This window comes from Microcoleus sp. AR_TQ3_B6 (assembly GCF_036702785.1).
Lineage (GTDB): Bacteria > Cyanobacteriota > Cyanobacteriia > Cyanobacteriales > Microcoleaceae > Microcoleus.
Window position 1 is genome coordinate 95,516 of record NZ_JAUBVJ010000011.1, and the last position, 12,373, is coordinate 107,888.

A 12,373-nucleotide genomic window follows, 5' to 3' on the forward strand; every position below is an offset into this window, starting at 1 on the left:
TTTGTGCAATAATACTGATATTGATAATATAAGGCAAGTAAGTCAATGTCTGTCATTGCAGTAGTGGACTATGACATGGGCAATCTGCACTCGGTCTGTAAAGGCTTAGAAAATGTGGGTGGAGTGCCAAAAATTACGGATTCTCCTGCTATCATCGAGCAGGCTGATGCGGTGGTTTTACCGGGAGTGGGTTCGTTTGACCCGGCGATGCAGCATTTACGATCGCGCAATTTGATAGAACCGATAAAAAGGGCGATCGCCTCGCGAAAACCTTTTTTAGGCATTTGTTTGGGTTTGCAAATTCTGTTTGAAAGTTCCGAAGAAGGTATAGAACCGGGATTGGGCGTTATTGCGGGAAAAGTGCGCCGATTTCGCTCGGAACCGGGTTTGACAATTCCGCACATGGGATGGAATCAATTGCAATTTACTCAGCCGGATTTGCCGCTGTGGGAAAAATTACCGTCCGATCCTTGGGTTTATTTCGTGCATTCTTATTATGTCGATCCAGTTGATTTGGAAGTGCGATCGGCAATTGTGACTCACGGTAGTCAAAACGTGACGGCGGCTATAGCTAAAGACAATCTGATGGCCCTGCAATTTCACCCGGAAAAGTCTTCGAGTACGGGATTGCAAATGCTGTCAAATTTTGTCAGTCAGGTGAGAACAAAAGTCGCCGCTTAGGGGATTTGTGCAAAACCCGGTTTGTGGTATAAACCGGGTGTTTATAGTTTTATAATGATACCATTTTCAATAAAGAATGCAACTGTAAGTCTGCACCAAATTTATATTGAGTCAGTCATCCCCAATCTAAAATCTAAAATCTAAAATTGTATGAGCCTGAGAATTAGTGGCAATCGCCAAATCAAAACTCTGCCGGGACTCGCAACTCGCCCTACACCTTCGCGAGTCAGAGAAGCTTTATTTAATATTTGGCAAGGGACGATCGCAGATTGCAGGTGGCTGGACATTTGTACGGGCAGCGGTTCGATGGGTGCAGAAGCTTTGTGTCGTCAAGCCGCAAGTGTCACCGGTATCGAACAGTCGGCGAAAGCTTGTGCGATTATTCGCGAAAACTGGGAGCAAATAGCAGACTCGTCCCAAACATTCCAAATACTGCGAGGAAACGCGACGGCGAAATTGGTGACACTAGCAGGGCAGCAGTTCGATCGCATTTACTTCGATCCGCCCTACGCCAGCGACTTGTACGAACCTGTGTTAAACACGATCGCCAGCCAAGAAATGCTAGCACTCCTCGGCGAAATGGCCGTCGAACACAGCCCGGAGCGATCAACACAACCGATTTCCGGTCTAGAAATTTGCCGCCATAAAATATACGGCAATACAGCATTAACCTTCTACACACGCAGTGGCTGACAGGCTCAAACAGTAGCAGCCTCACTCCGACGCAGAAAGAAACCGGGTTTCATGGCGTTGGCGCGGCCGGGACTATAAAGTTTTTCCCTTGCATACAATACAAATTTTTCCGAAGAAGTTAAGCTTTGTGCGTAGGTTGTCAGAGCAAGTTGCCTCGGCAATCAACGAAATAAATGGAGTTTAGTCTGAAAATAAAGACTTTCAGTTGTAACATGAACCCAAAGTGTGAGTGTGAATATTCCTAAAGGAGTGAATATGGTTCAGACACCTTCGCGCCATCGTGGCAGCGAGTTTCAAGCTGTTAACTCGGTACAGCCAGCCAAACGCGAGACGATTCTGCTGGGAAATAGCCTCTCCCTGCCAAACACAAAACTCTTCGGCACAGACGGCATTCGCGGGAAAGTTGGAGAATTGCTGAATGCACCCCTAGCCCTGCAAGTTGGCTTCTGGGCTGGACAAGTTCTCCGCCAAAATACCCCCAACCAGGGACCTGTGATTTTGGGGCAAGACAGCAGGAATTCCAGCGATATGCTGGCAATGGCACTGTCAGCGGGTTTGACAGCCGCCGGTTTGGAAGTGTGGAATTTGGGATTGTGTCCCACTCCCTGCGTTGCTTATCTGGCAAGCGTTTCGGATTCTGTCGGCGGAGTGATGATTTCGGCCAGCCACAATCCCCCAGAAGACAACGGCATTAAGTTTTTCGGCTCAAACGGCTCGAAGCTGTCGCAGCAGTTGCAGGAACAAATCGAAGCGGGAATCCGGGAGGCAAAGGTTCAGGTTGCTAGCTTGGGTTGGGGACACCACTACCATCGGTCTGAGTTGGTTAATGATTATGCCTCTTCGCTGTGTAATTCGCTGCAAGAGATGAATTTGCAGGGAATGCGGATAGTTTTGGATTTGGCTTGGGGGGCGGCCGCGGGTTTGGCGCCGGCGGTGTTCGCGCAAATGGGGGCGGATGTGATCTGTTTGCACGACTCTCCTGATGGATCTCGCATTAATGTTAACTGCGGTTCTACTCATCTCGACATTTTGCAAGCGGCGGTTTTGGAACACAATGCCGATTTGGGATTTGCTTTTGACGGCGATGCCGATCGAGTTTTGGGTGTTGACAACCAAGGTCGAGCGATTGACGGCGATTACATTCTTTATCTGTGGGGCCGGCAGTTGCGCGACTCCGAACAGTTACCCTCCAATTTAATTATTTCTACTGTAATGGCTAACCTCGGCTTCGAGCGAGCTTGGGAAGAATTGGGCGGCAAACTAACTAGAACGAACGTGGGAGATCAGTACGTTCACGCTGAAATGCAGCGCACCGGTGCGATGTTGGGCGGCGAACAATCGGGACACATTCTTTGTCCGCATTACGGTGTCAGTGGCGACGGTTTGCTGACAGCTTTGCATGTGGCTTCGCTGGTGCGACAGTCCGGGGAATCTTTGGCACAATTGGTAAGTGGCAGTTTCCAAACTTATCCGCAGTTGCTGCGAAATATTCGGGTGGACGATCGCGAAAAACGCCTGAAATGGCAGGAGTGCGAGGCAATGCAAAGGGCGATCGAACGTGCTACAACTGCAATGGGAGAACAGGGACGGGTTTTGGTTCGCGCTTCTGGCACTGAACCGCTAATGCGAGTTATGGTGGAAGCTGCTAGCGCCGAATTGGCTCATTTCTGGACGGAAAATTTAGTTTTAGCCGTTCAGCAACACATAGCTATCTGATGGAAATGGGGAATTAATCTCAAGGAAGAAGGAAGTTCGGCAACGGATTATCTAACGGATTTAACGGATGTAACGGATGTCAGGAAGAAGGAAGAAGGAATAAGGAAGAACCCTCTTTAAAAAGATAGGGGATATTGAAACCCATTTCTCATTCTTTATCCCCTCATTCTTTATTCCCTCTCTTCTAAATAACTAAATCCTTCTTTCTTAATTTCCCCATTTCTGATTTGCTGTTCCTCAAATCAATTTAATATGGGTGGCGGCCTTGAATTTCGTTAAAAGTTTTAATGGTCGTCATATTAATAACGGGGATATTTTTTCGTTTGACTCGCCCTGGATCTCAAAGTCTACTCTTTCGACGAATCTCTCACCTCACTGCGAATTTCTGGCTACACCTGGACGTAAATAATGCAGCAAGATTTTCCAAGCAAAACAATTAGTGTCGAAGATTGGCTGGGAAATACCAGCATATAAATCCCGAAAAAACTTGGTTGGATACTGTTAAAGGTTTACCTACAGCAGAACCTCAACTGTCGCCACTGTATTTTATTTTAGCCAGATTTTGGGTGCAGTCGTTGGGCCCGCAAGTGGCGGCTGTCAGAAGTCTTTCAGCTTGGATTAGTTTGTTAGTTTTTCCCAGGCTTTATTGGCTGTGCTGGGAATTATTTCGATCTGCATCTGTGGGAGGGATGGCTGTGACAATCGTCGCTGTGGGACCCTTTCACGTCTTGTACGCGCAAGAGGCAATACCCTACATGATTTTTGCAGCCCTCGTCTTGCTGTCGAATGCAATTCTGCGGCGGGCGATCGCCCTACAAAACTCTCCCGCCAGATTTAAATATACCTCTAAATTGAGCAAGGCTGTTTGGTCTATTTATGCGATCGCCCCGAGTTTAAGACTGTATTCTAGTTTATTATTTTTTTTAGTAACATTCGCCCACTGCCTCTATGTAATTAGAACGAAAAATTGGCGTTTCAGCAAAATATTAATTGCTTATTTACTAGCTTCAGCGGCAGCAATAATTCTTTTGGCTGCTGGGATTTTTGTATTAATTTATCACTTAAAAAAAATGAGGCAACAGTATGCTGTCCCCGTATTTTTATGTCTTTGATGTCTTCACTTAAACCTTTAATTATCCTCACCTCTAGAATTTTTATCGACAGGCATTGGGCGGGCGGAAGTATCAAATTTGGTTCGAGCCATAGGGCTACAGATTTAATCAGACAGATTGTATAGCCTTTCTCAGTAACATGAAGTAGTATCTGGCCCACGGGCCCACGGGTTCACGGGCCCACGGGCATACCTCACCACGCTTGAGTACCGCCATAGTAGCCGTATAGCTGTTAGCGATCGCACATTCATCTTACCTGTCGGGCGACAATTGCCCGCCCTCAACTTCCCGAAACTTCGGATAATAATGCCCAAACAAATCTCCTCAAAGATGAACTGTATTTTGGCTAAACTAAACCCGGAGGCGAGACAATTTCTGAATCAGAATGGCAGGAGTTTGTCAAGGCCGTTATTACCCCTCGCTTTCGGCAAGGGCTAACGGTATGAGACGGCTCCGGGCAGTTTCTCAACAAAAGAGAGAATTCAGAGCAAGAGAAAACTCTAAAAGAGTTATTTTGATTTATGAAAGTAGCCCGGAAAAAAATCAAGCTATTAATGAAATTATCGCTCCTTACAAGGGCACTTTCCAGCAAGAGTCAGTGCTGCGGGCCACCAGCGAAGAACCGATTTCTTTCTGATGCGGTTATTGAATCAGTAGATTTATGATATTATTTGTGGTAATCAAGGTCATATCCTCAAAGATCAGTAGGGTGCGGGTGCAAGAAAAATCACAATTTGTGGGTATCGATCGCACACTGGAACAAGTCGCTAGAAAAACCTGCCCGGGAGAAAACAAAAACATGACGAACGACGGCAACCAAAAAGCTGAACCGCCGGAAAGCGAAATTTCAAAAAATTTGTCCGGCATGGCGAAAGCTTTTCTTGTGAGCGTGGCTTGGTCTTACGCCGAGGCATTGGAGCGAACGAAACGCTCGCAAAATCCACAGGTACCCGCGCCGGAAACTCCGACAGAATCTCCGACAGAACAAGTCCATCGCAATCCTGAAAGCAATTAATCAAAGACCATTAATGCGCTCGATGTGCCAAATTATCAGTGCGATCGCACGCAGTCGTCAGTTAGCTGTTTTCAGTTCAGAACAATCAACTCAGGAAAGCGAACTGTACAATTAAATCAGAATGGGTAGTGGATTTTACAAAAAAAAAGTGAAATCCCCGTGACCCTCCAACAAGCTCAGGACAAGCTTTAGTCCGGGGACTAGAAGTGCGTTGCAGGTTTGAACCTCAACCTATGTCTATCCCTAAAAGCGATTTAAACTAAACAAAGTACGGTTTTACCGCTACAGTGTACAAAACAAATAACCACTTTTTAGCTCGGTCTCATGTCTAATTCACAAATGATTGGCAAAGCGATCGCAGGTAGCCTTTGCTTCGGCATCCTCGCCAGCTTCAACGCCTCACTCAACCCTGCATCCGCAGCAGCACCAATAATTGCCGAAGCAGCCGCCCCAGCCGCTAGCAACCTCGACCAGCAACTCCTAGGTCAATGGCAAGGTACAGTCCCCTCGGGTCAGTCTTTCACCTTCGTCTTTGCCCCAGAAGGCAAATTGTTTCTCATGGCTAAAGGCCCCGACGGAGCCGCCCGCGCCAAAGAAATGAGGTACAAAGTTAATCTCGGTGAAAAACCGATGCACCTTGATGTCGGCCTCAGCAGGACAGAAACCGTTGAGACTGTTTTTGAGTTGACTGCCGAAGGTCAAATGCGCCTTCAGTTGCAAGGCACCAATCCGGGACAGGCGAGACCTGATTCATTAAACGATCAGGCAACCGTGTTTAAAAAAGTCTCCGAGGCAACTGTACTGCCTGCTGACACTCAGGTCATCGGTTTTTGAGGAAAATCGCTCTCGGGCAGAAGGCACTCGAGTAGTTGTGAGTCTTGAGTTAAAGAATTTAAACTTTAAAATTCAAAACTTAAAACTTAAAACTTTCCCCCTACCTTCTGCCTTCAACACGCCCTGCTACAATCCACTTAATCTCCCTTTAACTTTTGCCATAGACCTCCATGAGTGAAACCGTCCTAGAAGTTCGCAACCTGCGGGTTGAATTTCAGTCGGCAGACGCAGGCGATGCGTCTGCAAAAGTCAAAGCTGTTGACGGCATTTCCTTTGAGGTCAAGCGAGGGCAAACTCTGGGAATCGTGGGAGAGTCGGGGTCGGGAAAATCGGTAACATCCCTGGCTGTTATGGGTTTGCTTTCGAGTTCGTCAACGAAAATCGAGGGCGAAATTTGGTTTTATTCGACAAAAAACGGCGCTGGCAATCGGGCTGTGAATCTGCGGGAAATCCCGGACAGGGAAAAACAAACATACCGGGGCAGCCAGATTGCGACGATTTTTCAAGAGCCGATGAGTTCGCTAAATCCCGTTTATACGATCGGATTTCAACTCACAGAAGCCATTTGTTTGCACCAAAAGGTGTCGCAGACAGAAGCGCGGCGCAAAGCTGCTTCTCTGCTGCAAGAGGTGAAGCTGCTACCGGGGGACTCGGAACTCGGGCAGCGGTGTTTGGCTTTGCGGCAAGAGGATACCCGGGCTGCTGCGGGGAATCAAGCAGTTATAGAGGACGATCGCGATTTGATGCAGCTCGTCAACCGCCAAAAACAAGCTATGCTCGATCGCTACCCCCACGAACTCTCAGGCGGTCAAATCCAGCGCGTGATGATTGCAATGGCCATTTCTTGCAATCCAACTTTATTAATTGCTGATGAACCGACAACAGCTTTGGACGTAACCGTGCAGGCAACTATTTTAGCTTTGCTGCGGGAGTTGCGGGACTCTAGAGGCATGGCAATGATTTTTATTACCCACGATTTGGGCGTCATTGCTGAAATAGGCGATACGGTAGCAGTGATGTACCGAGGCAAGATTGTTGAGTGCGGCGCGATCGAACAAATTTTCAGCAATCCCCAACATCCTTACACAAAAGGTTTATTAGCTTGTCGCCCAACTCTCGAGAGGCAACTGCGCCGCTTGCCGACAGTTTCCGATTTTATGGATGTCACCACAAATGCTAGCGGCGAATTAGTAATTGTCGAGAAAAATGCCGATTTAGATGGCGACATCAGCGGGGGAAATCCCGCTTTTGCAACCGGAAAACCGCCTCGGCTGCCGAATATTTCCGAGCCTTTGCTGGCTGTTAATAACTTGCGAGTCGGTTTTCCGGTGCAGGGAATGTTTGGCGAAACTAAACGCTTGTTTATGGCGGTAAACGATATTTCTTTTGAGGTTTACCCGGGCGAGACTTTGGGTTTGGTGGGCGAGTCTGGCTGTGGCAAATCAACTTTGGCGAGAGCTTTGCTGCAATTAATTCCTGCAGCCAGCGGTAAAGTGTTTTTTGAAGGTCAAGAAATTACACCTCCTGCGAAAAGTAGTGCGGCATCGCAGTGGATGGCTAACTATCGGAGGCAAAAAGAGTACGATCGCAAATTGCGGTGGCTGCGGCGCGATATGCAAATTATTTTTCAAGACCCTTTTAGTTCTCTCGATCCGCGCCTAAATATTGGGGCGGCGGTGATGGAACCGATGGTGATTCACAGCTTTGGTAAGAACCAGAAAGAACAGCGCGACCGCGCGGCTTATTTGTTGGATAGAGTGGGTTTAAATCCCGATTTAATGCAGCGCTACCCTCACGAGTTTTCCGGCGGACAGCGGCAGCGAATTTGTATTGCTAGAGCTTTGGCTTTGAATCCTAAGTTTATTATTTGCGATGAGTCGGTTTCGGCATTAGATGTGTCGGTGCAGGCGCAAGTTTTAAATTTGCTCAAGGAGTTGCAGACAGAGTTTGGACTGACTTATATTTTTATTTCTCACGATTTGAGCGTGGTCAAGTTTATGAGCGATCGGGCGATCGTCATGAACAAAGGTAAAATCGAGGAAATTGGTACTGCCGAGCGCATTTACCGCCAACCGCAGCAAGCTTACACCCGACAACTTATAGCTTCTATTCCAGCAGGGAATTTGGAGCGAATTCGGCAACAGCAATTAGGTCGCCAAGCTGCCTGGTTCCCATCGCCTGCTGATGAATAGAAGTTTGATATCTAGTGTTTGAAACTGGTATTAATTACCAATTACTAATTAGCCCGCTCGGCGCGAACATATCGTGCCACGAAAAAATGCTACCAAGATTTATTTTTTTTATCTTCACAAATCAGCAGTTTATCATTATTTTAAATTCATAATTTATGGTCAAATTCAACCGGGTTGAACATGACTAATATTCCGGGTTGTTCAACTCACAGCCAGGGGGATCCACGCAGTATTTTCGCACATCAAACCCAGTAATTACTGGACGCAAAAAGTGGTAGAACACGCTACTAAGAGCGCGGTAAGCGGCTTCAAGTGCAGCTTATATAATTAAGTTCTGCGTCCAGGAATGCCAGTTTCTGCGTCCAGGAGTAGGGAGATTAGGCCAAATGTCCAATGCCTAACAGCAATATGTAGCGTAGTATTATAGATAGACTCTCTCTATGAGTCGGAAAGATTAAAAAATGCGCACCCCAGCTAAAAAGAGATTGCTCGCTAATTCCGTAAATACACTTAATTCTCTTGCCGGGTTGCGTAGATTTACGCAAATTTAAAAAGGCTAGATTTCCCAAGGTAGGAAAATCTTACAATATTTAAACATCTTTATTGTAATTTTGAGTCACCACAAGTAAAACGGCATCAAGAGTAAAAAAATGAAGTTCTCTGTTCATATTGAAGAACCAAAAAGCACTAAATTATCGAACTTACTGCAACTGTTGTTGAGAAAAATTACGGCAGCAGTCACCAGAAGAGAAAAGGCATTCGGTAGCAAGCAATATGAAAAAAAAATTAGCCTAGCGACGATCGCTGCTGGCAGTTTATTCTCAATTTTGATAATTGTACTGCTGGTGTTAAACGGGTGGTTCGTAGGTGGCAGCGGTGATAATTTCTACGCTCGCCAAATCGTCCTGGGATTTTTGGGAATAGCAAATATTGTATTTTGGGGGGTATGGGCGCGCTCAAACGCCTCTTGGGCCCTCGCGGGAAACGATCGCCCATCCAGCGAACCCGACGGGGGCGATCGCTTTTTTAGCCTCTCGCTAGATCTGCTGTGCGTCACGGGTTTTGACGGTTATGTAAAACGCATCAACCCAGCAGCAGAAAAAATACTCGGCTATTCCCCAGGAGAAATAATTGGCCAACTCTTGATTGAATTCGTGCATCCAGACGATCGCGAAACTACTTTAAAAGAAGCTGAAAGTATTGCTGCGGGGAATAATACCGTTGGGTTTGAAAACCGCTGGCGCTGTCGAAACGGTTCTTACAAGTGGATAGCCTGGACTGCTACCCGTTTCTGGGAGGAAGAATTGATCTATGGTGTCGGCCGCGACATTACCGAGTACAAACAAGCAGAAGCAGCGCTGCAAGAGAGCCAGCGTTTTGTTGAGCGAATTGCCAATACCAGTCCGAATCTTCTCTATGTTTACGACGAAACCGAGCAGCGAAGTGTCTACAGCAACCGCGAAATCACTGATACCCTCGGCTATACGAGCGCAGAAGTTCAAAACATGGGCAGCAGATTGCTGCCCACCATCATCCACCCTGACGACTTAGCTAAATTTCCCGAATACTTTCAGCAATTAGAAAATGCTCCCGACGGCGAGGTTGTTGAGTACGAATTTCGGGTACGCGATCGACAAAATTGTTGGCACTGGTTAGTCAGCCGAAATATTGTATTTAGCAGAACAGAGGAAGGAAAAATTAAGCAGCGTCTCGGTGCTGCTACGGACATTACAGAGCGCAAAATAGCAGAACAAGCTTTAGCAGAACAATTGAAACTTTCTATATTCACAGCAGATGTGGGAATTGCTCTAACTCAAAACCAGACTTTGGTTGCAACTTTGCAATATTGCGCCAATGCAGTTGTGCGCCATTTGGAGGCTGCCTTGGCTCGGATTTGGACGCTGAATGAAGAGGGAAATGTATTGGAACTGGAAGCAAGCGCGGGGATATATACTGGCATTGACGGCGCTTACAGCCGCATTGCTGTCGGCGAGTTCAAGATTGGTTTAATCGCCCTGGAGCGACAACCTTACATCACTAATTCTGTGCAAACAGATCCCCGACTCCACGACAAAGAATGGGCATCACGAGAAGGAATCGTGGCTTTTGCTGGATATCCGCTAATTGTTGACAATCAGTTGCTGGGAGTAATCGCGATGTTTGCTCGCCAGGAGTTGAATGAATCAACGCTGGTTGCTTTAGCCTTAAGTGCCGATGCGATCGCCCTGGGGATTAAGCGCAAACAAACAGAAATTGCTCTCGCCACACAACAGCAAACTTTGAGGGCAATTATTGACAACGCTCCGATCTGGGTTTGGATGGCAAATGCTAGCGGGCGGATGTTATTAGTTAACAAAACTTTCTGCGAAGATGTGGCTATTCCCGAATCCAGATTTTTAGCAGCATCTCACTATTGCGAAGTTTTGGGATTAGAAGCATCTGCTAACCGCATGGAATCTGACGCACAAGCCTGGAGCCAAGATATTCCTTGTTACGCAGAAGAAGTGATGCAGCTTGCTGATGGTAAAGAACATTATTTAGAGACAATCAAAACTCAGGTCAAAGATGATGAGGGTAACCCGATCGGCTTAATCGGTCTGGGTTTGGACGTTACAAAACAAAAAGAAGCTCAAAGACAGTTGCAAAAGTCGGAAACGAGATTCCGTAAATTAGCAGAGCAGGAAGCGCTGCTGAACCAGCTAGCTAGCAATATCCGCGAATCTCTGGATTTAGATACTATTTTGGCAACAACTGTGCAGCAGATTCGCGACTTGCTGCAACTCGATCGGTGTCTGTTTATTTGGTATAAGCCAGACGCCTCGCAGCCTGTTTGGGCCGTGCAATACGAGGCGAAAAATGCCGATTTGCCTTCGCTGTTGGGTGTAGTTCCTGCTAGTGTGACTGGTTCTCATGCCGAGCGGATTGCCAATTTGGAAATTATACGGATCGATGATTTTGAGACTGTCACCGATCCAGAAGAGCGGCAATTTTTCAGGTATGTAGGATTTAATTCTATGCTGGACATTCCCCTTCAAACATCTGGCGGTAAAATTGGGTTAATTTGCTGTAGCGCTACTAGGAGCGTGCGGTGTTGGAGCGATGCAGAAGTGGAACTGTTAGTCGCAGTGGGCAACCAATTGGCGATCGCCCTCAATCAAGCAGAACTTTACACTCAAAGCGTCGATTCAGCCAGGATAGCCCAAGAACAAGCTGCCAAACTCGAAGTAACTCTGTGCGAGCTCCAGCAAGCTCAAACCCAGCTCATTCAAGCAGAAAAAATGTCGAGTCTCGGTCAGATGGTAGCAGGAATTGCCCACGAAATCAATAACCCAGTCAGCTTTATTTTCGGCAATCTTACCTACACAGAAGAATACACTGGAAAGCTGATGAAACTGCTGCAAATGTATCGAGATGAATACCCTGAGCCTTCTGCATCTATTCAGGAGGCAATAGAGGTGTTCGAGCTGGATTTCTTGCTAGACGACTTGCCAAAAATGCTGTCTTCGATGCAGGTGGGAGCGACTCGCATCCGGGATATCGTGCGGAGTTTGCGGAATTTCTCTCGCCTCGATGAATCAGACATGAAAAAGGTTAACATTCACGAAGGCATAGACAGCACATTGATGATTTTAGAACACCGCCTGAAAGTTCAGCCCGATCGCCCAGCCATTCAAATCGTTAAAGAATACGGACAATTGCCACTGGTGGAGTGCTACGCCGGACTGTTGAATCAAGTGTTTATGAATATTATCGCTAACGCTATTGACGTTTTACAAGAACCGCTCGAAAATCCGGGAATTATCCGCATTCGTACAGAAGTAGAAGGTACTCTCGCTGTGATTAGAATTGCTGATAACGGTGCAGGTATCACCGATGGAGTCAAGCAGCGGATATTTGACCCGTTCTATACTACAAAACGGATCGGTTCTGGAACGGGGATGGGTTTAGCGATTTCCCATTCAATTATTGTCGAAAAACATAAAGGTGAAATCAAGTGTTTCTCGGTGGTCGGGAAAGGCACGGAATTTAGGATCGAGATTCCGATTCAAAGAACAGAAAATTAAATGGGTTGGTCGGCAAAATTAGTAAGGTGCGTCAGTTGGAAAAACCAGCGTGTTTCCTACTAACCT

The 12,373-nt window shown here is 46.7% G+C and carries 10 protein-coding genes; all 10 read left to right on the forward strand.

Going from position 1 to position 12,373, the window contains the following annotated elements; genetic code table 11:
* Positions 1–45: 45 nt before the first annotated feature.
* The 10 genes from hisH to QUB56_RS08325 all read left to right on the forward strand — a co-directional run bounded on the left by hisH (position 46) and on the right by QUB56_RS08325 (position 12,307).
* Positions 46–681: an imidazole glycerol phosphate synthase subunit HisH gene (gene hisH, locus QUB56_RS08280; RefSeq protein ID WP_332954662.1), complete on the forward strand. Its 636-nt coding sequence runs from the start codon at positions 46–48 to the stop codon at positions 679–681.
* A 150-nt stretch (positions 682–831) separates the two neighbouring features.
* Positions 832–1,374, forward strand: coding sequence for a 16S rRNA (guanine(966)-N(2))-methyltransferase RsmD (gene rsmD, locus QUB56_RS08285; protein ID WP_332954663.1), 543 nt, complete (start codon positions 832–834; stop codon positions 1,372–1,374).
* A 255-nt stretch (positions 1,375–1,629) separates the two neighbouring features.
* Positions 1,630–3,090 (forward strand): phosphoglucosamine mutase, encoded by a 1,461-nt coding sequence (gene glmM, locus QUB56_RS08290; protein WP_332954665.1) that lies wholly within the window; start codon positions 1,630–1,632, stop codon positions 3,088–3,090.
* 449 nt (positions 3,091–3,539) lie between these two features.
* Complete coding sequence (locus QUB56_RS08295) at positions 3,540–4,202, forward strand: hypothetical protein (RefSeq protein ID WP_332954667.1); 663 nt, start codon at positions 3,540–3,542, stop codon at positions 4,200–4,202.
* Positions 4,203–4,573: 371 nt separating this feature from the next.
* A complete protein-coding gene (locus QUB56_RS08300) occupies positions 4,574–4,648 on the forward strand; it encodes a DUF3574 domain-containing protein (protein ID WP_332954700.1) in 75 nt (24 codons plus the stop codon).
* Positions 4,645–4,839, forward strand: coding sequence for a DUF3574 domain-containing protein (locus QUB56_RS08305; RefSeq protein WP_332954701.1), 195 nt, complete (start codon positions 4,645–4,647; stop codon positions 4,837–4,839). Before QUB56_RS08300 ends, QUB56_RS08305 begins: the two co-directional genes overlap by 4 nt.
* A 24-nt stretch (positions 4,840–4,863) precedes the next feature.
* On the forward strand, positions 4,864–5,217 hold the full coding sequence (locus QUB56_RS08310) for a hypothetical protein (protein WP_332954668.1): 354 nt from the start codon (positions 4,864–4,866) through the stop codon (positions 5,215–5,217).
* A 324-nt stretch (positions 5,218–5,541) separates the two neighbouring features.
* Positions 5,542–6,051 (forward strand): hypothetical protein, encoded by a 510-nt coding sequence (locus QUB56_RS08315; RefSeq protein ID WP_332954669.1) that lies wholly within the window; start codon positions 5,542–5,544, stop codon positions 6,049–6,051.
* Positions 6,052–6,221: 170 nt separating this feature from the next.
* The gene (locus tag QUB56_RS08320; protein ID WP_332954670.1) at positions 6,222–8,243 is read left to right on the forward strand and encodes an ABC transporter ATP-binding protein; all 2,022 of its coding nucleotides are present in this window, start codon (positions 6,222–6,224) and stop codon (positions 8,241–8,243) included.
* Between the two features lie 650 nt (positions 8,244–8,893).
* Positions 8,894–12,307 carry a PAS domain S-box protein gene (locus QUB56_RS08325; protein WP_332954671.1) on the forward strand — a complete coding sequence of 1,138 codons (3,414 nt, stop codon included), beginning with the start codon at positions 8,894–8,896 and terminating at the stop codon, positions 12,305–12,307.
* The last annotated feature ends 66 nt before the right edge of the window (positions 12,308–12,373 follow it).